The organism is Neorhizobium petrolearium, from assembly GCF_017873175.1.
In the GTDB taxonomy this organism is placed as follows: Bacteria; Pseudomonadota; Alphaproteobacteria; order Rhizobiales; family Rhizobiaceae; genus Neorhizobium; species Neorhizobium petrolearium.
Genome location: NZ_JAGGJW010000008.1, coordinates 113,898 through 136,471, shown reverse-complemented (window position 1 = coordinate 136,471; position 22,574 = coordinate 113,898). Strand labels below are relative to the sequence as shown.

Below are 22,574 nucleotides of genomic sequence, written 5' to 3'. Positions count from 1 at the left end.
GTGGCCCCGGAGCACGCTTCGGGGCTTTTTCTTTCATGAAATCATCGCGAAGGACAGACAAGGGGTACCCTGCCCCTTCTTTTGCCGTTAGATAGGTTTTGTTGGGGGCTATGAGGACTCAAAGCCGAGGCGTCGACAGTTAATTTGCGTATGCGGAACAAAAGTACGGGGCGGGAAAAGGACCGGAAGCTGAGGGGAGCAGGCACCGTCGCAATGCTCGTCGCCGCCTTTCTGTTTGCTCCGCCGCTCGTAAACAATGCCTACGCCTTCAAGATCTTCGGCATAACGCTCTTCGGGGATGACGAGGAGACCGTCGAGGTCATCGATCCTGTCCGGTACGACGTGACACTCGAGACGGGAAATGCGGACAAGGATCTCAAAGAGCGCCTCGAAAATGCAGCGTCGCTCGTCGCCGACGAGAAGCAGCCCGTCTCCGGCGATCTTGGTGTCGTTATCAAGGCGCGGGAAGACCGCGACCGACTGATCGCCGTTCTTTATGAAGCAGCGCGTTACGGCGGCACCGTGCATATTTCCGTCGCCGGCACCGACATAGACAGTTTGCCACCCAATCCGACCTTCAATCACGCAGCGCCTGTTCCGGTGACCGTTCGCATCGCCCCCGGTCCGGTCTTCAAGCTTGGCTCGGTGCGTTTTGAAGGAGATGCCGTCGGACGCGATCCCGCGAAATACGACCTGGTTCCCGGCGGAGAAGCCGGATCTCGCCTTATCCTCAAAGCCGGCGAGCAGCTTCTCGTCGATCTGAAGGATGAGGGCCGGCCGCTTGCAAAGCTTACCGAGCGACAGGTGACCGCCGATCACAGGACGAATACCATCGATGTCGTGCTCGGTGCTGTCGGCGGTCCCATGGCGCCGTTCGGTGCGGTGGCCGTCAAGGGCTCGCGAACCGTCGATGCCGCCTTCATCAGCCGTTATTCACGGCTCGACAGGGGCGGGCGCTATTCGCCGGAGCAACTGAAGAAGGCGAATGACCGCCTGCGCGAGCTCGGTGTCTTTTCGAGCGTGACGATCCGCGAAGCGGATAGACTCGCTCCGAATGGTTCGCTGCCGCTGACGATCGAGGTGTCAGAAGGCAAACATCGTTATTTCGGCTTCGGCGCCGAATACTCCTCGATCGACGGAATCGGGCTTGAAGGCTATTGGGGTCATCGCAATCTGTTCGGCGAGGCAGAATCGCTGCGTATCGAGGGCAAGGTGTCCGGCATCGGAGCCACGACCGATCTCGGCACCTACGACTACTCCGCCGGCATCATATTCACCAAACCCGGTGCCTTCGTGCCCGAGGCTACTTTCGAATCCCGTCTCGAAGCCAAGAGCGAGACGCCGGATGATATCTACGAGGCGCAATCGGTCATCTACTCGGCCAGCATTGCCTACGAATTGAACGACAGGGACAAGTTGACTGCCGGCGGCGAAATAGCCTGGATCAATACCGACGATGCGTTCGGCAAGAACCAGTATCTCACCGTCAGTCTTCCGCTTGGTTTCGAACGGGACGCCCGCGATAACAAGCTCGATCCGACGGAAGGTTATCACGCCACGCTGGCGGCTAAGCCCAGCTATGAGCTTCTGGACGGCACGGTCTTTTCCTCATTCGAAGGTTCGATCTCCGGCTATCTCGGCTTCGGGGAAGAAAATGGCATCGTGCTCGCGGGCCGGCTTGCGGCCGGTGCACTGGTCGGTGCCGACGACCTTGAAAGCATTCCCGCGACACGCAGATTCTTCGCCGGAGGCGGTGGATCGGTGCGCGGTTATGCCTATCGGGAAATTTCGCCCTATAACAGTGCCGACGAGCCGACGGGCGGGCGATCCTATACGCTGGGCTCTTTCGAAGTACGGGTAAAAGTGTCAGAGAGTATCGGCATTGTACCTTTTATCGATGTCGGTACCGTTTCGACCGGAATCATGCCTGATTTTTCTGATATACGCGCGGGAGCGGGGATCGGCGTACGATATGCCACGCCTTTTGGGCCGCTCCGACTTGACGTCGCAATTCCGTTGCAGCGTTACGATGGCGGCAGCCAATATGGGATCTATGCTGGTATAGGACAGGCATTCTGAAAGGCAGATGGAAAGGTAGCATATCGGGCATGACGCTGATGGTTCGCCTGCTGAAATGGGTTGTGAAAGCCGTGCTTGGCGCGGTCGCGATCCTGTTCGTCATGGCGCTTGGTGTTCTCCTTTTCGTGGCGCTCACCCCCGTTGGCGGACGGGTGGCGGCAGACCGAATCTCCGCAATTGTTTCCACCCCGGACCGAACCATCACCTTTTCGCGGCCGGAAGGCCTTTTGACCGGCGATCTGCGGATCGACACGCTTACCCTTTCCGACAAGGCAGGCCCCTACGCCCAGATCGGCGGCATCAAGGTCGACTGGTCACCAACGGCGTTGGCCGGAGGTGTTTTCCGTGCCGAACGTATTTCCGCCGAGACCGTAAATTTCATCCGTCCGCCGCGGCCCTCGAACACCCCGGCAACGCCTCAAACGACTTCGAGTTCTTCAGGATCCCCTCTCCCGATCGGAATCCGGGTCGCACAGATCGACCTGCCGGACATCAATCTCTCTCAGGCGCTTTCCGGACGGGATTTCTCCCTCTCGGTCAAGGGCTCGGTAGATGCGACCGGACCCGATATTTCCCTCGACTTGCAGGCAACCCGGAAGGATGAGCCGGATGCCAAGGCATCCGCCGATGTGGTCTACGCCCCCTCCGAGAATCGTCTGACACTGAAAGCCGCCGTCTCCGAGCCGCAAGGTGGTCTGCTTGCCCGCCTCCTGCGCCTGCCGGGCGCGCCTGCGGTGGAACTGGCGCTCGACGGCGAAGGTCCGCTTTCCGATTGGGCCGGCAAATTGCAGGGCAGCGTCGGCGGCACCCCGGTCATCGCTGTCGACGGCAAGCACATGCTTATCGAGGACGGCAGGCACCGCGTGGAGGTGACTGGCGGCGGCCAACTCGCAACCCTGTTGCCGCCCGCGTTCCGGCCTCTGTTCGCCGGCACGACCGATATCAATGTCGCCGCAATCTATGCCGACTCCGGCCGTGTCGACATCGAACGCGGCAACCTCACGTCGGGTGCCGTGAAGATTTCCGCACAAGGGGTCTGGGATCCAACGGGCGACAACAGCCTCACTGCGGGCCTCGCCGGCACCAACGGCCCCGTAGCCCTCGTCTGGCCGATCAGCGGTCAGGAGAGCCGGTTTTCTTTCGAGAGCATCAATTTCACCCTGACGGGTGCCGCATCCTCGGCCCGCTTCAATGCAACGGCTGCCTTGAGCGCCGCCGAACTGCCGCAAGGTCGCTTCGGGCAAATCCGCCTGCAGGCGGAAAGCGAGGATCTCAATCTCATCGATCGCGCAGGCAGTATCCGCAGCCGGTTCACCGTTGCTCGCACGGATTTTACAAACGATAGCCTCGATCGAATCATCGGCGGGCCCGTGACGCTGGATGCGCCGCTCAGGCTCGCGCCGCCGGCGATCGGCCTCGACGCGGCGACCTTTGACAGCGCCAATGTCAATGGCACACTTTCTGGCGCCTATGACATGTCGAAGCAGGCTGTCACCGGTAATTTCCGTATCTTCGCAAACCCTGCCGTGCTGCCGGCCGCTCTGGTCTCGAAGTTCGAGGGCAAACTTTCGGCCGAGGGTTATGTCAACGCGGCGACCGACGGCCGTGGCCGTGTGAGCCTCGAAAACTTTGTGATGCGATCCAATGCAGTCGAGGCGAATGGTAACGTTGTTCTCGAAAACCAGACCGTGACCGGCCATCTTGCCGGCCGCATGCCGGACTTGAAGCGCTGGCTGCCCGAAGGCGAGGGCGCCGCGGGTTTCGACATCGCAGTCAACGGCCCGCTCGCTGCAATGGGCGTGAAGGCCGTTCTCAATTCCGCGGACGCACGTCTCGTCGGTCGTAAGCTCCAGAACATGAGCGTTGTCTTCGACGGTACCGCCGACCCGAACGCACCCAAGGGCAAGTTGACGGCTACGGGCTCGTTGGACGGCCAGTCGATCCGCGCCAACGCCGATATAATCTCGACACAGGGCCGCACGAGCGCACCGTCAATCAGCGCCGAGGTCGGCCCCAACAAACTCAATGGTGCGTTGAGCTTCTCACCCGATTTCCTGCCGGAAGGCCAGTTGAATTTCGATTTTCCGGATGTCTCGATGCTTGCCGCGCTCGCCGCCCAACAGGCCCAGGGCGATCTCCGTGGTTCTGTGACTTTCAGCAATACGGATGGCCGGGCCGGCGCCGCAATCCGGGCATCCGGCAATGCGCTTCGCCGCGGCTCGATCGAGATCGTCCAGCCGAACATCGATCTTGCCATTCCGGACATCAAGGCGATCGCGGCCGAGGGCACAGTGCGCGCCGGCCGCATCGGCACCGGATCCGTTGGCGTCAGCGACATCAACCTTGACGTCAGCCATAGCGGCAGCAGGACAGGCTTCAACCTCACCGCCCAATATGACAATGCGCCGCTCAATGCCGTTGGTGATGTCCAGACCGATGGCGAGATCTCGGTGGGCATAGAGAGCTTCACCGCCTCGCCACGCAACATCCCGGTTCGGCTTGCCGCCCCCACCCGCATTGCCATCGTCAATGGTGGTGCGCGGCTTGCCGGACTAACGCTCGCGACCGGCAGCGGCAGCGTCACCGTTAACGGCACTGCCGGCTCGTCCCTCGACCTGACGGCCAATATCAATGCACTGCCTGCGAACCTCCTCAATGCCTTCGTTCCGGCGGTCAACGCTGCCGGCACGATCTCCGGTACCGTGAACGCCACAGGGTCCACCTCCGCTCCTGCGATCCGCTATGATCTTGAATGGAATGATGCGCAGCTTCGCCAGACGCGCGATGCTGGCATCAGTCCGTTTCGTCTCCAAGCAAGCGGAAGCTTTGCCAACGGGACGGTCGCACTAGACGCGACCCGCCTGACGGGTTCCGACGGCCTCGACCTGTCAGCCGCCGGCCGCGTTCTTCTTCAGAACGGTGTTCCGGCTCTCGACATCAACGCCCGTGCCAATGCGGTGCCCGCAAGCCTGATTAACGCCTTCGCGCCGACCCTGGGCGCCCGCGGCACAGTTTCCGGGACCGTCACCGCAACTGGGACGCCGGAGGCGCCTGCCGTCCGTTACGATCTTCGCTGGGCCGATGCCGGCGTCAGCCAGACCGCATCTGCAGGGCTGGCACCACTGAACATCACGGCAAACGGGACTTTCCAGAACGCTGCAGTCACCGTCGATACTAGACTTTCGGGTGGCGGTGGCATCTCGCTTTCGGGCAGCGGTTCGGTTTCACTGGCTGGAGAAAAGCCTCTCAACCTCAAATTCAATGGGCAATTGCCCTTCTCCATCCTCGCCGGCCAGCTTGCCGCTCAAGGCTTCGTGCTGGAAGGTACCGGCAATGTCGATCTGGCAATCGGCGGCACGGCTTCGGCGCCGGCGATCACTGGCACGGCCTCCTCATCCGGCGCACGGCTTGTCGACGTGCGGCGCAACCTTGCCGTTACTGATCTTGCCGCCAATATCTCCTTCAACGGTAACAGCGCCAACATTTCCCAGCTCTCCGGCAAGCTCTCAGGCGGCGGCAGCATCTCGATCCAGGGCTCGGTCGGCATTACGCCCGGCTCCGGCTTTCCGGCCGATCTGAGGATCATGCTCGCGCGAGCAACCTATGCGGACGGGGCCCTCTTTGCGGCAACGGCCGACGGTGCCTTGACCCTGACCGGCCCGCTGACGTCTGGCCCCCTCCTTGGTGGCCGGGTAACGTTGACCAAGGCAGCGATCACAGTGCCTGCTAGGCTCCCGACCTCGCTTGCGGAAATAGACATCCGTCACCGTAATGCCCCACCCGATGTGCTGCGACAGATGGAGGAACTCCGCCCTAAGGAGGCAACCGGCAGTTCGAGGCCGATCGCCCTCAATCTGCAGATCAGCGCGCCCAACGGCATCTTCGTCCGCGGTCGAGGTATCGATGCAGAACTCGGCGGTGACCTGACCATAACCGGCACAGCGGTAGATCCCATCGTCTCCGGCGGTTTCGAAATGCGCCGTGGACGCATCGTCATCCTCGCCAAGCGGCTCGATTTCACGGAAGGTGAAATCACCTTCGGCGGCGGGCTGATCCCGGTCCTGAACATGGAAGCCAGCACGACCTCAGCCCAGACGACAATCATTGTGAAGGTCACCGGCGTGGCGAACGATCCGACGATCACCTTCTCTTCTTCGCCCGCCCTGCCGCAGGATGAGGTCCTGGCGCGGCTGATCTTCGGCCAGTCCATGTCGCGGCTTTCGCCGCTGCAGATCGCCCAGCTCGCCGATGCCGTTACCCAGCTTGCCGGCGGTGGCTCCACCTCCCTTCTCGAAACGCTGCGCAGCAATCTCGGCGTCGACGACCTCGATATCAACACCGACGAGACAGGCCAGACGACCGTCTCCGTCGGCCGCTACATCAACAATCGTACCTATGTGCAGGTCGAGCAGGGCGGCTCCGGCGGCGCCGAGGCCACGATCAATCTCGATATCGGCCGAGGCGTGAAACTCAAGGCCGGCGCCGGGACAGAAGGCGGCAAGGCCGGCATCTTTTACGAGCACGAATACTGATTTCGAGCCTCATTTATCCTGCCTTTCTCGGGAGAAGAGAATGAACTCCAAGGACATCACATTGATCGGCGTTCCTCTGGAAGAAGGGTCCGGCCGCGGCGGTTGCGCCATGGGCCCGGCAGCCTTCCGTCTGGCCGGCATTGTCAAGTCGCTGGAAGGCCTGGGGTTCCGCGTCAGCGATAGCGGCGACCTGTGCCCGGAACCGGCAACCGATCTCGAAGAGCGGCAGGATGCGAAGAATCTGCCGATCGTCGGCGCTTTCGCGCGGGCACTGGAAAACCGGATCTACGAAAAGGCTAAAGCCGGTACGATACCCGTGATCATGGGCGGCGATCATAGCCTTTCCATGGGCAGCGTGCCGGGCATGGCCCGTTACGCTGCCGGGATCGGCCGGCCACTCTTCGTGCTCTGGATCGATGCTCATGCGGATTTCAATTCGCCGGAAACCTCACCGTCAGGCAATATTCACGGAATGCCGGTGGCCTTCTTCACAGGACAGGCGGAATTCGCACCGATCCTCGACAGCGACCGCCCCATGGTCGACCCGCGGAATGTTTTTCAGATCGGCATCCGCTCCGTCGACGAAATCGAGCGGAAGATGATCGCCGAGCACGGCGTCAACGTCTTCGACATGCGCGCCATCGATGAGAACGGCATCGCAGCGATCATGCTTCAGGTGATCGATAGGGTAAACGCCGCCAACGGTCTTTTGCATGTCAGCCTTGACGTGGATTTCCTCGATCCGGATATCGCACCGGGAGTAGGCACCACCGTACCGGGAGGCGCAACCTTCCGCGAGGCGCATCTGATCATGGAAATGTTGCATGATACCGGACTTGTCTGTTCGCTCGATCTCGTCGAGCTGAACCCGTTCCTTGACGATCGCGGCAAGAGCGCGCGGATCATGGTGGAGCTGACGGCAAGCCTTTTCGGCCGGCGAGTTCTGGATCGTCCGACGCGTTCGGCATAGTGTTTTCAATTTATATTCTATCAACCTGTTCGTTTTCTGGCATAAATTACAAGGAAAATTGATTTTATACAAAAGTCCTACGTATATTTCCGAGTACGAAGTGAGAGAATTATTGACCTGACGTTAATTTTTGAGGGCTATTTCTTGTGAGACTCAAGGGCCCTCTGCAGCACCCTGACTTTCATGTGGAGAGACAAGCGGCGGCTTGAGACGAAGCTGAACTCACAAGCGGGAGCAAGCAAAGTCTAATGTCTATCCTTTCTCTTCCAGGCGCCGACGCGAAAGCAATGCTTGCAGCGCTCGCCAAATCGCAGGCGATCATCGAATTTGATCTGTCCGGAACTGTCCTCACAGCCAACGAGAACTTCTGCAAGACTCTTGGCTACGCGCTCTCCGAAATCGTCGGCAAGCATCACAGCATGTTCTGCGACCCGGCTTATACGAAGTCACAGGACTACAAGGACTTCTGGGCACGCCTCGGTAGCGGCAAATATGAGGCCGCAGCCTACAAGCGGATCGGGAAAGGGGGCCGCGAGATATGGATCCAGGCGTCCTACAATCCGGTCATGTCCGGCGGCAAGCCCTACAAGGTCATCAAGTTCGCGACCGACATCACTGCCGCGAAGCTGAAGGCCGCCGAGGACGAAGGCAAGATCAATGCGATCTCACGGATCCAGGCCGTTATCGAATTTACGCCGACCGGCGAGATCCTGACCGCCAACGAGAATTTCCTGTCCTGCCTCGGCTACCAACACGCCGAGATTGCCGGCAAGCATCACAGCATGTTCTGCGAGCCGGCATTCCGCGACAGCCCCGATTATCGCGAATTCTGGAAGAAGCTGGCGGGCGGCGAAGCCATCGCCCAGGAATTCAAGCGCATCGGCAAAGGCGGCAAGGTGGTCTGGATCCAGGCCTCCTACAACCCGATCTTCGATGCCGATGGCCGAGTCTTCAAGGTTGTCAAGTTTGCGACCGACATTACCGAGCGGGTGCGCGCTGTCGATGATCTTGCCGTGGGCCTTACCGCGCTGTCCCATGGTGACCTCACGGCTCAGATCGAGAAGCCTTTCATCCCGACGCTGGAAAAGATCCGTACCGATTTCAACGAAGCGGTCGCCAAGCTGGCAGAGGCTATGCGTACGGTCGGCGAGAATGCAGAAGGCATCGCCGGCGGCTCCAGCGAAATCCGCCAGGCCTCCGACAGCCTGGCAAAGCGGACGGAACAGCAGGCCGCGGCAGTCGAAGAAACTGCGGCGGCACTGGAAGAGATCAGCCGGACGGTTACCGACAGTGCCAAGCGCGCCGAAGAAGCAGGCGACCTTGTCTCTCGCACGAAGAGCGGCGCTGAACATTCAGGCGCCGTTGTTCGCAATGCTGTCGGCGCGATGGATCAGATAGAGAACTCTTCCAAAGAGATCTCGAACATCATCGGCGTCATCGACGACATCGCGTTCCAGACCAATCTCCTGGCGCTCAATGCAGGCGTCGAAGCAGCACGGGCAGGCGAAGCCGGAAAGGGCTTTGCGGTCGTTGCCCAGGAAGTTCGGGAACTCGCACAACGGTCCGCTACCGCAGCCAAGGAAATCAAGACCCTGATCTCCACCTCCTCGGAACATGTCAAGCGTGGCGTTGCCCTGGTTGGAGAGACTGGCAAAGCTCTGGAACAGATTATCGCTCAGGTGGAAGACATCAACGGCAATGTCGTCGCGATCGTGGAAGCATCCCGTGAGCAATCCACGGGGATCCGTGAGATCAGCAACGCCGTGAATTCCATGGACCAGAACACACAGCAGAATGCGGCCATGGTCGAGGAAACGACGGCAGCCAGCCACAGCTTGGCCCGCGAAGCCGAAACCCTGCGCAATCTCCTGGCGCAATTTAGATTTGGGCAACACTCTTCGCATAGAATTGCTCAAGCGCGACCTGATGCACGCCCTGTCGCATCGCCGGCACGCAATCTCATGGCAACGGTCGCGCGCGCCGCATCAGGGGGAGCCGCTGCCGCCCAGGCAACGGATAGTTGGGAAGAATTCTGATGGCTACGACAATCAACTCCACAAGCTACAGCGGCGAAACGCTGGAGATCATAGCTTTTCGTCTGCACGAGCAGGAGTTCTGCGTGAAGACGACGACAATCCGCGAAATCCGCGGCTGGGCTCCTTCGACCCCGATCCCGCATGCGCCACCGGACGTGATCGGTGTTATGAACCTGCGCGGTTCCGTCATCCCGATCATCGACCTCGCCTACAAGCTCGGCATGAAGAGCACAGTAGCAAATGAGCGCAGCGCCATCGTTGTCGCCGAGGTGCATAACATGGTGATCGGCATGCTTGTCGACCGCGTCTCCGATATCCTCACCATTCCCTCGAGCCAGGTTCAGCCGGTTCCGGAGATTTCCGCTTCCTTCGACAAATCCTTCTCGGAAGGTATCATCGCCAACGAGAACGGGATGATCTGCTTCCTGAATCTCGCCAAGATGTTCAAGGGCACCGAGGCGGAAGACCTAGCCGCCTAAGCGGACCCCGGTAAGCTTGCAGAGCCGCCCGTGCGACATCGCCGGCGGCTTCTGCTTTATTTGATGATCATTCCTTTGGTTCGAACGGGGCGGGCCTGCGTCCAGCCCCCTGACGATCGAGCATCCAGCGAGGATATTCCGGCGGCAGTGCACTCACTTCGTCCAGCCTCGCCATATCATCGGCATCGAGCATCAAGGTCACCGCCTTGAGATTTTCTTCGAGCTGCTCCAACCGTTTGGCTCCGATGATGACGCTGGTCACAAACGGCTTGGCCAGGATGTAGCCCAGCGCCACTTCCGCGACACTCGCGCCATGTTTGGCGGCTACTTCGCGCATGACAGCAACGCAGGCCCAAGCGCGATCCTTATCGACCGGCGGAAAATCGAAGCTCGCGCGGCGGCCTTCGCCGTTGCCTGACGCACCGGGACCGTACTTTCCGGAAAGCAGACCGCCGGCGAGCGGCGACCAGACCATCAGGCCAAGCTTCTCTTCCTGCATCAACGGAACGATCTCGCGCTCCAGATCACGACCGGCGATCGAGTAATAGGCCTGCACCGTCTCGAAACGGGCAAAACCCTTGCGTTCAGAAATGCCGAGTGCCTTGGCGATGCGCCAGGCCGCCCAGTTGGAAAGACCGACATAACGCACGAGGCCACGTGACACTAGATCGTCCAGCGCCCGCAACGTCTCATCGATCGGCGTCACCGTATCCGTGCCATGAACTTGATAGAGATCGATATGATCCGTCTGCAGCCGTTCGAGGCTTTGCTCTACGGAATCCATGATATGGCCGCGCGAAGAACCCCGATCGTTTGGCTTGTCGCCCATTTGGCCATGAACCTTGGTGGCGATGATGACGTCCTTGCGCGGTACGCCGAGATTTTTGAGAGACTGGCCGAGAATACGCTCGGAATTGCCGAGCGAATAAACGTTTGCCGTATCGATGAAGTTGACGCCGGCAGTCAGTGATCGCTCGACGATCCTGTCGGCGGCGTCCTGTTCGACGCCGGCGATCTGGCCCCATTGCGAGGCGGCGCCTGCTTCACCGAACGTCATGGTGCCGAGGCAAATTTCTGAAACGAAAAGACCCGTATTACCGAGCTGATTGTAGCGCATGGAAAACTCCCGTGTGCACTGACGGCTGAAGATCGGAATAATCTGTACAGAGCCGGGCGGCGCGGGGAGCGCGGGATGAGCTTGGGGAAAGCGGCGTCAGGCTCCACGATCAATCTAGATCGCATTCCCGTTTCGTCAATCGGAGCCGCCTCCGTTTTTTGGGAACTTTTATGTGAGCGAAGATTTGTCCGCCTCCGTGGGACGACGGCGACTCGGCAATCGTTGTTTCGCGATCCGGAAGACAGAAATTCGCGCTATCAGGCCCTGACTTCCGGGATGCTCGGTTCGGAAAGCGATTCTCCCGATGCCGGTCCCTTGCCGCCGGGTGCCCCCTCCTCCGCGTCCTCTCCGACGCCAACGCCCGATCCGGCCTTGGCGTCCGGTCGGCGGATCAGCACCGAAGCCTTGACGACAAGCGGCAGAAGCCCCTCACCGCCGTTGTCGAGATGCTCTAAAAGGTGCCGGCGCATGCGCGGCTCCCAGAACTTGTTGATATGTGTGGCGACCCCTTCGGCACGTACATTTTCCGGCTGCGACATGAAGAAGGTGGCAATCTGGTTCGCCATCCGGATCAGTTTTTCCAGCCCCTGATCATGCGACATCGGCGACAACTCCAGTGGTAATGCGATCGGTACGCGTAAAGATTTCGAAATCCTCGCCGCGCGTCAGGGCGACGAGGGTCATACCCGCTTCTTCTGCCGTGCGAATAGCAAGCGCGGTCGGTGCGGAAATGGCGATCAGAAGGGCACTGCCGAGAATCGCCGTCTTCTGGACCATCTCAACCGAAATCCGGCTGGTGACGACGACCACGCCGGACTGGCCTCCGATGCCCTGCCGAACCAATGCGCCAGCCAGCTTATCGAGAGCATTATGGCGGCCGACATCCTCGCGGACTGCGATCAGGCCTTTGCCGGGCACGAAAAAACCGGCGCCGTGGACCGCATGGGTCTCGGCATGCAGCGGCTGTGCATCATTGAGCGCTGCGGCAGCATCGGCAACGTCCTTCATGGTCAGCGCCATTGAAACGGCTGAAACATCCGGTACAGGCCGTATCGCCTGGTCGATCGACTCGATACCGCAGAGCCCGCAGCCGACCGGCCCCGCCATGTGGCGACGGCGGGCGCGCAGTGCATCTTCCTTTTCTTCCGCAAGCGTCACCTGCACATCGAGGCCCCGCCCTTCGGCCACGACCGAGATAGCCTCGATCTCCGCAATCGAGGTGATGATACCCTCCGTAAGGCTGAAGCCGGCGGCAAAATCTTCGAGATCGGCGGGCGTGCCCATCATCACCGCATGGGTGGAACCGCCATAAGAAAAGGCGATCGGTACCTCCTCAGGCACCACCCGCGAACCGGCGCGAATGACACCATTACGGCGAGCGATTTCCGGAACTGCGGCGGTGGTCTTGGGCAAATTCATGCAGTTACTCCGCAGCCTCCAGTTTCCCCGCGATCCGCCGCGACCGGCGAGACAGTTCTTCGTAGTCGCTCTGCCATTCGGTCGGACCGTTGGAGGGCGAAACCTGCACCGCCGTCACCTTGTATTCCGGGCAATTGGTCGCCCAATCGGAGAAGTCGGTGGTGATGACGTTCGCTTGCGTGTTTGGGTGATGGAAGGTCGTGTAGACCACGCCCGGAGCAACACGGTCCGTGATCAGTGCCCTGAGCGCCGTATCACCGGAGCGGCTGGCAAGCTTCACCCAGTCGCCGTCCTTGATGCCGCGCTGTTCGGCGTCGTGCGGATGGATCTCCAGTCGGTCCTCCGTATGCCAGGTGACATTGTCGGTGCGCCGCGTCTGGGCGCCGACATTGTACTGGCTGAGGATGCGGCCGGTGGTGAGCAGCAGCGGGAAGCGCGGGCCTGTGCGTTCGTCGGTCGCGACATATTCCGTGCGGATGAACTTGCCCTTGCCGCGTACGAAACCGTCGACGTGCATGATCGGCGAGCCGGCCGGATGCGCCTCGTTGCACGGCCACTGAACCGAACCCATCTTGTCGAGATAGTCATACGATACGAGCGCGAAGCTCGGCGTCGTCGCGGCGATTTCGTCCATGATTTCGGATGGATGGGTATAGCTCCAGTTGAGCCCCATCGCCTGCGCAAGCTTCTGGGTCACTTCCCAGTCGGCGTAACCGTTCTTCGGGCTCATCACCTTGCGAACCCGGTTGATGCGGCGCTCGGCATTGGTGAAGGTCCCGTCCTTTTCCAGGAAGGTCGAGCCCGGCAGGAAGACGTGAGCGTAATTGGCCGTCTCATTCAAAAAGAGGTCGTGGACCACCACGCATTCCATCGCCGCAAGCCCTGCCGAAACATGCTTGGTGTCCGGGTCGGACTGCAGGATATCCTCGCCCTGGATGTAGATACCCTTGAACGTGCCCTCGACGGCCGCATCCAGCATGTTAGGAATTCGCAGTCCCGGTTCGTTGTTGAGCGTCACGCCCCACATCTTCTCGAAGATATCGCGGGTCGCGTCGTCGGAAATATGGCGATAACCCGGCAGTTCATGCGGGAAGGAACCCATGTCGCAGGAACCCTGCACATTGTTCTGGCCGCGCAGCGGGTTCACGCCGACACCCGGACGGCCGATATTGCCGGTCGCCATCGCAAGATTGGCGATCGCCATGACGGTCGTCGAACCCTGACTGTGCTCGGTGACGCCGAGGCCGTAATAGATCGCGCCGTTGCCGCCGGTGGCATAGAGCCGCGCCGCGCCGCGGACGAGGTCGGCCGGTACGCCGGTGAATTTTTCCGTCGCCTCCGGGCTGTGCTGCTCTTCGGATACAAAGGCTGCCCAGTCCTCGAATTCCGACCAGTCGCAGCGCTCGCGGATGAATTTTTCGTCGAACAGGCCTTCGGCGACGATGACATGCGCCAGCGCAGTCAGCACGGCGACATTGGTGCCTGGCTGCAACGGCAGATGATAGGCGGCTTCCACATGCGGCGTGCGGACAAGATCGATGCGGCGCGGATCGATGACGATCAGCTTGGCACCTTGGCGCAACCGCTTCTTCAGCCGCGAGCCGAACACCGGATGACCATCAGTCGGATTGGCGCCGATGACGATCACCACGTCCGTATGTTCGACGGAGTCGAAATCCTGCGTGCCGGCCGAGGTGCCGAAAGCCTGGCCGAGGCCGTAACCGGTCGGCGAGTGGCAGACGCGCGCGCAGGTATCAACATTGTTGTTGCCGAAGCCGGCGCGGATAAGCTTCTGCACAAGGAAGGTCTCTTCGTTGGTGCAGCGCGACGAGGTGATGCCGCCGACCGAGTCACGGCCATACTGATATTGCAAGCGCCTGAATTCCGACGCCACGTGCGCAAAAGCCTCTTCCCAGGTCACTTCGCGCCACGGATCGGAGATCTTCTCGCGGATCATCGGGTTGAGGATGCGGTCCTTGTGGGTCGCATATCCATAAGCGAAACGGCCCTTGACGCAGGAATGGCCGCGGTTCGCCTGGCCATCCTTATAGGGCACCATGCGCACCAGCTCTTCGCCGCGCATCTCCGCCTTGAAGGAACAGCCGACGCCGCAATAGGCGCAGGTGGTAACCGCCGAGTGCTCCGGCTGGCCGATGGCGATCACCGACTTTTCCGTAAGCGTTGCGGTCGGGCAAGCCTGCACGCAGGCGCCGCACGACACGCATTCGGAATCGAGGAAATGTTCGTGCATGCCGGGCGAAACCCGGCTTTCGAAACCGCGCCCCTCGATCGTCAGCGCGAAAGTGCCCTGCACTTCCTCGCAGGCGCGCACGCAGCGGGAGCAGACGATGCACTTCGACGGATCATAGGTGAAGTAAGGGTTCGATTCGTCCTTCGGCATCCATCTGGCATTGATCTCGCCATTGTTGCGGCCCCGGACGTGATTGTCGCCCTCATAGCCGTAACGCACATCGCGTAGGCCCACGGCACCGGCCATGTCCTGCAATTCGCAATCACCATTGGCAGCGCAGGTGAGACAGTCGAGCGGATGGTCGGAGATATAGAGTTCCATCACGCCGCGGCGGATGTCCTTCAGCCGATTTGTCTGAGTGTGCACGACCATGCCAGGCATGACCGGCGTAGTGCAGGAGGACGGCGTTCCGGCGCGGCCTTCGATCTCCACGAGACAGAGGCGGCAGGAGCCGAAAGCATCCACCATGTCGGTGGCGCAAAGCTTCGGCACCTGGATGCCGGCCTCCATCGAGGCGCGCATGATCGATGTGCCTTCCGGCACGGTAATCTGCCGCCCATCGATGGTCAGTGCCACCCAGGTTTCGGATCGGGACGCCGGCGTGCCGTAGTCGATTTCATGAACGAGGGACATGATGTTACTCCGCCGCTTCGATAAAGGGTGTTGGAGCGAAATCCTCCGGGAAGTGGTTCATCGCGCTCATGACGGGATAGGGTGTGAAGCCGCCGAGAGCACACAGCGAGCCAAACTTCATCGTGTTGCAGAGGTCGGCAAGCAGCGCCTTGTTTTTCTCAGGCTCGACGCCTTGAGCAATCTTGTCGGCCGTTTCGACGCCCCGTGTTGAGCCGATACGGCAGGGCGTACATTTGCCGCAGCTTTCGATGGCGCAGAATTCCATCGCGAACCGGGCCTGTTTGAGCATATCCACAGTGTCGTCGAAAACGGTAATCCCCGCATGGCCGATCAGTCCGTCCCTGGCCGCAAAGGCTTCGTAATCGAACGGTGTATCGAACAGAGCACGCGGGAAATAGGCGCCCAGCGGACCGCCCACCTGAACCGCCTTCACCGGCCGTCCGCTTGCCGTGCCGCCGCCGATATGGTCGACAATTTCGCCGAGCGAAAGGCCGAAAGCGGTCTCGTAGAGCCCGCCATATTTGACATTGCCGGCGATCTGGATTGGGATCGTGCCCCGCGACCGGCCCATGCCGAAATCGCGATAGAAGGCCGCCCCCCGATCCATGATGACCGGCACGGAAGCAAGCGAGATGACATTGTTGACCACTGTCGGACGGCCAAGGAACCCCTTCAATGCCGGCAGCGGCGGTTTGGCGCGCACGATCCCCCGCTTGCCTTCGAGAGAATTGAGGAGCGAGGTCTCCTCACCGCAGACATAGGCACCGGCACCCGATCGGATTTCCATGTCGAACGCATGCGCCGACCCCATCACCGACGGTCCGAGGATACCGGCGACACGGGCGATCTCTACCGCCTCCGTCATCGTCTCGATCGCATGCGGATATTCGGAACGGATATAGACATAACCCTTGGTGGCACCGGTCGCGACGCCCGCAATGATCATGCCTTCGATCAGCACGAAGGGATCGCCCTCCATGATCATACGGTCGGCAAAGGTCGCACTGTCCCCTTCGTCGGCATTGCAGACGATGTATTTCTGCGGATCGGCCGCATCCAGAACCGTCTTCCATTTGATACCGGTCGGGAAGCCGGCTCCGCCACGTCCGCGCAGGCCGCTGTCGGTGACTTCCTTGACGACCTCGGCAGGAGCCATGGAGAGCGCTTTTTCCAGTCCCTTCAGCCCCTGATACTGCCGATAGTCATCAAGGGAAAGCGGATCGGTAACCCCGCACCGGGAAAAAGTAAGACGCGTTTGCTGACGAAGGAACGGAATGTCCTTCGTCAGCCCGAGACAGAGCGGATGATCGCCGCCCGTCAGGAATCCGGCATCAAATAGGCCTTTCACATCGCTCGCCTTCACCGGGCCGTAGGCGACACGGCCATGCCCATTGCGGACCTCGACGAGCGGCTCCAGCCAGAACATGCCGCGCGAGCCGTTGCGCACCACTTTCGCATCGAGGCCGCGGGCTGCGATCTCCTGGGTAATCGCCTTCGCCACCTTCTCGGCTCCGAGCGCGAGCGCAGCGGCATCGCGCGGCACGAAGATTGCCACCGTCATCGGCGCACCTCCGTAATGATCTCGTCAAGACAGTGCTCGTCCACGCGACCGTAAACCTCCCCGTCCAGCATTGCAGCCGGCGCGCAGGCGCAAAGGCCCAAGCAGTAGACCGGCTCCAGCGTGACGGCACCGTCCAGCGTCGTCTGGTGAAAGTCGATCCCGAAAAGCTCGCGGACACGATCAGCAATACGATCGCTGCCCATCGACTGGCAGGCCTCCGCCCGACAGAGCTTCAACACATGCCGACCGGCCGGGTGCTCGCGGAGATCATGGTAGAAAGTGACGACGCCATGCACTTCTGCCCGCGACAGGTTGAGTTCGCTGGCGATGATCGGCTTCACTTCCTCCGGCACATAACCGAACTCCGCCTGGATCGCATGCAGGATCGGCAGCATCGGGCCTTCGAGATGCTTCAGATCCCCGATGATCTGAAGCGACCGCTCGGTGAACTCACCAGCGGAAATGCGCATATTCATATCTTCTAGCCTCCCGGCTGACCCACGCGGCCGTTTTTGCGACCATTTGCAGATCAGAAAGCTGGCGAAGCCGTCCGGCGGTCGTGCTTCACCTGTTACGGTGGAGTCTCGCAACGCATGCCGCAACCGTCAATAAAGGAGATTGGTTGATCGATAGAAAAAAACTATCAATCCATGGCTGCCGGACTCAGACTGCGTGCTTCGTGCAATAGAGCGGAGACCAGCGGCGTAAACGGCTCGCGATGCGTTGCCACCAATCCGACGATGTGACTGGCTTCCGGTTCAACGATCGGAATCGTGCTAATTTGCTTGGCGAATCCGAATGACCGAGCCACATTGCGCGGCATGATGCTCGCCCATCGGCCAGTGCCCACATGCGAGAGCAGCACGACCATAGAATTCGACTCAAGCATCGGCTCTATGGTGACGCCGGCATCTGCGAGATGCTGATTGATAATCCGCCGGTTTTGCATGTCCGGCGTCAACAAGCAAAGCCTGAGATCGGCCATCTCCTTCCAGGTCACCTGCTCGCGATCGGCCAAGGGCGTACCGGCTGCCGTGACCAGATTATAATGTTCGGAATAGAGCGGCACGCTCGTGACGCGGCCAAGCGGCTCGTTATCAAGATAAGTGATCCCCGCATCGATCTCGAAATTGTCGAGTTGAGAGAGCACCTGCAGCGAGTTGCGCGAGACGACCGAAAAGGTGACATCCGGATGCTTTGCCTGAAAGGGTTCCGTGAGCCGCGGTATCATGGCAAGCGCGGTCGGGATAGCCGCAAGCCGGATGTGCCCGGCAAGCCCCTTGCGCGCGGCGCGCATCTCCTCGCGCATGGTGCGCGTGTCGCCGACGATGCGCTTTGCCCATTCCAGCACCCGCTGTCCCTCCGGCGTCAGACCCTGGAACCGGGAGCCACGCACCACGAGCTGCACGCCGAGGCTCTCCTCAAGCTGCCGTATCGCTGCCGAAAGCGATGGCTGCGAGATGCCGCATTCCTCGGCTGCCCGGCCGAAATGGCCTTCGCGGGCGAGCGCGATGAAGAATTCCAACTTGTCGATCATCGCAAACCTCCTGGCACCAGCGCTAACGCGTTGCGCGCCGGCATACAAGCCGGTTGGCAGCGATGACCCTAACCGATCCGCGTGGCCTTCAACCGCTCCTCATTCAGCACGATGCCGAGACCGGGACTTTCACCGAGTTCCAGCCAGCCGTTTTCATGCTTCAGCGGCTGGACAAGCGGAAAATCGCGTCGCGCCTCGCTCCATTCCGGATTGTCGTAAGGGTATTCGAGAAAGGGGGCATCGCCCGCGCCGGCCGTCAGATGCGCATTCGCCAACACGCCGATCCCGTTCGTCCAGCTATGCGGCGTGAACATCACACCCGCTTCGCGCGCCTGATAGACGAGCCGACGGCAGCCGGTGATACCGCCGACCAGCGCCACGTCCGGCTGGATCACGTCGAAGGCCCGTTCCTCGATGATGTCACGGAACTCGTAAAGCTCACGAGTCATCTCGCCGCCGGCGATCCGCACCGAGGTCACCTCCCTCAGGGCCTTCATGCCCTTGCGGTCGGAACGATGCAGCGGCTCCTCCATCCAATAGATATTGAGCTGTTCGAGCTCCTGCGCCACGACGAGCGCGTCCTTGAAGGCCCAGGGCAGCGTCGTATCCCAGGGCATGCGCCAACCCTGGTTGCAGTCGACCATCAGCTCCAGCCGATCGCCGACACGAAGGCAGATCGCTTCCAGCGCCTTCACGTCGTCGCGCCAGCTCGAACGCCCGCCAGCGGATGAGGAGAACCGCACTTTCATCGCGGTGAACCCCTCCTCGACATAATGCTCCGCCTGGTCCACCATCGCGGAAGGATCTCGCAGCACGCCGGAAGAAGCGTAGAGCCGGACACGATCGGTCCGCCCTCCGAGCATGCGCCAGACTGGCTCGCCGGTTACCTTGCCCGCAAGATCCCAGAGTGCCAGATCGAGCGGCCAGCAGCGACCGTAGTGAAAGTTGATGTGCGACAGGATCTCGTAATGTCGCTCGATATGACGAGGATCCTGACCGATGAACAGGTCTTCATGGCCTTCGAAACCCTTCATCAGGTCACCGGAACCGACACCCTCGCGTCCATCCTCGTCCCGCACCCGGACGATCGTTGCGTCGAAATAATGCCGCGGCCGACCGTCCCAGCTTGCCTTGAAAGGCGGATCGAGCTCCAGGCGGTGGTGCGAAATTTCTATCGATGCGATCCGGCTCATATCTCCTCCCCGCCTATCCGAACTGCTGCCAGATGGTCTTGTAGTCGCAATACTTGTCGATCGCATGCACTGAACGATCTCGCCCGAAACCGGATTGCTTGAAGCCGCCGAAGGGCGTTGCAAAGCTCGACATGTCATAGGTGTTGATCCACACCGTGCCGGCATGGATTGCTTCGGAAAAACGGTGCGCCCGGTCCATGTCCTTCGTGAAGACTGCGCCGGCAAGCCCGTAGATCGTGTCGTTGGCAAGCCGCAGCGCCTCTTCCTCCGTATCGAAGGGGATAACCGCCAGGACCGGGCCGAAGATTTCCTGCCGGGCGAGGCTCATGTCGTTCGTCATGTCCACGAAAACGCCGGGCGAGACATAGTAACCGCCGGTGTCCGAAAGCACCCGCTCGGCTCCGAAGGCGCGCCGTGCACCTTCCCTCTCGCCGGCTGCGATCATCCCGAGCACCTTCTGCATATGTGCTTCCTCGATCAATGCACCGATCTGTGCCGAGGGCTCGAAGGGATGCGCAAGCGTGATGTCGTTTTTCGTGACCGCCTCTATCTTCTCGATCAGCGCGTTCTGAACCGAGCGCTGTACGAGAAGCCGGGTCGAGGCATGGCAGGTTTCGCCGGAATTGTAGAAGCAGCCCCACGCGGCAGCCGATGCGGCCGCATCGAGATCGGCATCCGCGAAGACGACGAGCGGTGACTTGCCGCCCAGCTCCAGCGCCACGCGCTTGACGTTCGATTGCGCCGCGTACCCCATCATCAGCCTGCCCACTTCGGTCGAGCCGGTAAAGGCGATCATATCCACATCCATATGCAGCGCCAGCGGCTTGCCCGCCTCCTCGCCATAACCGGTTGCGACGTTCAGCACACCGGCCGGCAAGCCTGCTTCGACGGCCAATGCGGCGAGCCGGATCGCCGAGAGCGAAGATTGTTCGGCAGGTTTCAGCACTACGGAATTGCCGGCCGCGATCGCCGGACCGAGCTTCCAGGCATCGATGATCATCGGGTAGTTCCAGGGCGTGATCACGCCGACCACCCCGAGCGGCACTTTGCGCACCAGCGCGCGGGCGTTCGGCCCGGTCGGCGCAATCTCGTCATACATCTTGTCGATCATCTCGGCATAATACTGGATGCCATCCGCGCACAGCCGCACGTCGACGTTCAGCGACGCGAGCACCGGCTTGCCGACATCGAGCGTTTCCAGCAGCGCGAGCTCTTCGCCATGGACGCGGATCAACTCCGCCCATCTGAGCATGATCTTCTTCTTTTCGAGCGGTTCCTGCCTTCGCCAGACGCCGCTTTCGAATGCAGCCCGCGCCGCAGCAACCGCCGCATCAATGTCCGCAGCACTGCCGAGAGCCAGTTCCGCACCGGGCTTGCCGTCCATCGGGCGAACGCGGGTAAAGGTCTGCCCGGACGTCGAAGCCCGATATTCGCCATCGATGAAATGGCGGCCTTCCAGCGTCAGCGCCGCCAGCTTCTTTTCCCAATAGTCGCGGGTATAGATTCCAGTCATCAGAGGGTCCTCGGAAGCGACATGATCTTGTCGGCGAACACATCGATATCCGCATAGGAAATGGCGCGGATTGTCGAACGCCGCATCGGCTGATTTTCCGGCGCACGCATCTCGGCGGCTAGGTCGGCGGCACTGAAGGGCTCGAATGCCTTCGGCAGCGCGCGCACTATCCCGCAGCGCTCCATCATGTCGGAGACGAAGGCCGGCAGCGCCGCAGCGTTATCGAGACGAACCGTTTTGGCCGCCGCATGCAGATCGATCGTATCGGCCTCGACAAGCCACGGCAATGTCGCCTCGAAGCCGAGCGCAGTCGCAAGCCCGTGATGCACCGGCGCCAGCCCCGCCAGCGCATGACTGATATTATGCGCGACCGCCGTCCCGCAATTGTCGATCGCGACGCCGGCATAACAGGAGCCGAGCAGCACCTTTCCGCGCGCATCGAGATTGCCAGGCACCTTGACCGCCGTTTCAAGCGAGCCTGCGATGAGCCGCATCGCTTCATGGGCATAGAGCTTTGCACCGATATGGGCATTGCGGTTGGTCGAGGCCTCGAAAGCATGGATGAAGGCATCCATGCCGCACCAGGCCGTGAGATGCGGCGGCAGCGAAATTGTCAGCTCCGGATCGAGAATGACGAGGTCCGCCTTCGTCTCCTTGCCCCAGATCCACAGCTTCTTGCCTTCCGGGCCTGTAAAAATGTTCGTCGCAGACGTTTCCGATCCCGTGCCGGCTGTCGTCGGCACCATGATTTTCTTCAGCGGCTTTTTCGGCAATTGGTTGGCGGCAAGCGCGTAGAACATCGGATCCTCATCGGACGCTGCGCAGCAGGCTGCGATCTTGGCGATATCCAGCACCGAACCGCCGCCGACGCCGATCACCAGATCAGCGCCTCTGGCTGCTTCCGTCGCTGCTCGCGCATGCGCAAGCTTCGGCTCGCCGGAAAAATCCGAATAGAGCCGCGCCTCCAGCCCGATCTCAGCCAGATCGCCTGAAAGTTCCCTGGCCAATCCCGAAGAGACCAGGAAGCCATCCATGACGATCAGGGCGGTATGCACGCCCTCGAAGGCCTTTGCGGCGGATGCGACCTCACGAAACGCCCCGGCGGCGAAGCGGATGCCGGGAATGGAAAAGGTCGAAAATGACACGGGCAGCAAATCCGGTTTGGAAATGTCTTCAGTCTGCATCACAATCTCAGCTCTTCAAATCCATCGGTTTTTCGGGATATTGGATGACTTGAGATTATGGAGAAACGTG

Annotated in this window: 15 protein-coding genes; 5 read left to right on the top strand and 10 right to left on the bottom strand. The window is 60.9% G+C overall.

The annotated features are described in order from the left end of the window. The first annotated feature begins 150 nt into the window (after positions 1–150). The 5 genes from J2046_RS16710 (at position 151) to J2046_RS16690 (ending at position 10,096) form a co-directional block, all read left to right on the top strand. Positions 151–2,079, top strand: coding sequence for an autotransporter assembly complex protein TamA (locus tag J2046_RS16710; protein ID WP_210053661.1), 1,929 nt, complete (start codon positions 151–153; stop codon positions 2,077–2,079). A gap of 29 nt (positions 2,080–2,108) precedes the next feature. Further along, entirely contained in the window at positions 2,109–6,611 is a 4,503-nt protein-coding gene (locus tag J2046_RS16705; protein ID WP_210053659.1) for a translocation/assembly module TamB domain-containing protein, read from the top strand. Between the two features lie 40 nt (positions 6,612–6,651). Further along, positions 6,652–7,581, top strand: a complete 930-nt coding sequence (gene rocF, locus J2046_RS16700; protein ID WP_210053657.1) for an arginase — start codon at positions 6,652–6,654, stop codon at positions 7,579–7,581. Positions 7,582–7,829: 248 nt separating this feature from the next. Then, complete coding sequence (locus tag J2046_RS16695; protein WP_210053655.1) at positions 7,830–9,617, top strand: methyl-accepting chemotaxis protein; 1,788 nt, start codon at positions 7,830–7,832, stop codon at positions 9,615–9,617. Next, complete coding sequence (locus J2046_RS16690) at positions 9,617–10,096, top strand: chemotaxis protein CheW (RefSeq protein WP_037156852.1); 480 nt, start codon at positions 9,617–9,619, stop codon at positions 10,094–10,096. Before J2046_RS16695 ends, J2046_RS16690 begins: the two co-directional genes overlap by 1 nt. Positions 10,097–10,163: 67 nt before the next feature. On the opposite strand, the gene J2046_RS16685 is transcribed toward J2046_RS16690, so the two are convergent. The 10 genes from J2046_RS16685 to J2046_RS16640 form a co-directional block, all read right to left on the bottom strand. Further along, complete coding sequence (locus J2046_RS16685; protein WP_210053653.1) at positions 10,164–11,213, bottom strand: aldo/keto reductase; 1,050 nt, start codon at positions 11,211–11,213, stop codon at positions 10,164–10,166. Between the two features lie 257 nt (positions 11,214–11,470). Then, entirely contained in the window at positions 11,471–11,815 is a 345-nt protein-coding gene (locus J2046_RS16680) for a formate dehydrogenase subunit delta (RefSeq protein WP_210053651.1), read from the bottom strand. Further along, positions 11,805–12,632, bottom strand: a complete 828-nt coding sequence (gene fdhD, locus J2046_RS16675; protein WP_210053649.1) for a formate dehydrogenase accessory sulfurtransferase FdhD — start codon at positions 12,630–12,632, stop codon at positions 11,805–11,807. Before fdhD ends, J2046_RS16680 begins: the two co-directional genes overlap by 11 nt. A 4-nt stretch (positions 12,633–12,636) precedes the next feature. Further along, the gene (gene fdhF / locus J2046_RS16670; RefSeq protein ID WP_210053648.1) at positions 12,637–15,516 is read right to left on the bottom strand and encodes a formate dehydrogenase subunit alpha; all 2,880 of its coding nucleotides are present in this window, start codon (positions 15,514–15,516) and stop codon (positions 12,637–12,639) included. A gap of 4 nt (positions 15,517–15,520) precedes the next feature. Next, positions 15,521–17,077: a formate dehydrogenase beta subunit gene (locus J2046_RS16665; protein WP_210053645.1), complete on the bottom strand. Its 1,557-nt coding sequence runs from the start codon at positions 17,075–17,077 to the stop codon at positions 15,521–15,523. Then, entirely contained in the window at positions 17,074–17,553 is a 480-nt protein-coding gene (locus tag J2046_RS16660; protein WP_210053644.1) for a formate dehydrogenase subunit gamma, read from the bottom strand. Before J2046_RS16660 ends, J2046_RS16665 begins: the two co-directional genes overlap by 4 nt. A 167-nt stretch (positions 17,554–17,720) precedes the next feature. Beyond that, positions 17,721–18,614 (bottom strand): LysR family transcriptional regulator, encoded by an 894-nt coding sequence (locus J2046_RS16655; RefSeq protein WP_210053642.1) that lies wholly within the window; start codon positions 18,612–18,614, stop codon positions 17,721–17,723. Between the two features lie 68 nt (positions 18,615–18,682). Next, entirely contained in the window at positions 18,683–19,807 is a 1,125-nt protein-coding gene (locus tag J2046_RS16650) for a mandelate racemase/muconate lactonizing enzyme family protein (RefSeq protein WP_210053640.1), read from the bottom strand. A gap of 13 nt (positions 19,808–19,820) precedes the next feature. Continuing rightward, positions 19,821–21,320 carry an aldehyde dehydrogenase family protein gene (locus J2046_RS16645; protein ID WP_210053639.1) on the bottom strand — a complete coding sequence of 500 codons (1,500 nt, stop codon included), beginning with the start codon at positions 21,318–21,320 and terminating at the stop codon, positions 19,821–19,823. Further along, the gene (locus tag J2046_RS16640; protein WP_233469841.1) at positions 21,320–22,504 is read right to left on the bottom strand and encodes an iron-containing alcohol dehydrogenase; all 1,185 of its coding nucleotides are present in this window, start codon (positions 22,502–22,504) and stop codon (positions 21,320–21,322) included. The genes J2046_RS16645 and J2046_RS16640 overlap by 1 nt, the downstream gene beginning before the upstream one ends. Between the last annotated feature and the right edge of the window lie 70 nt (positions 22,505–22,574).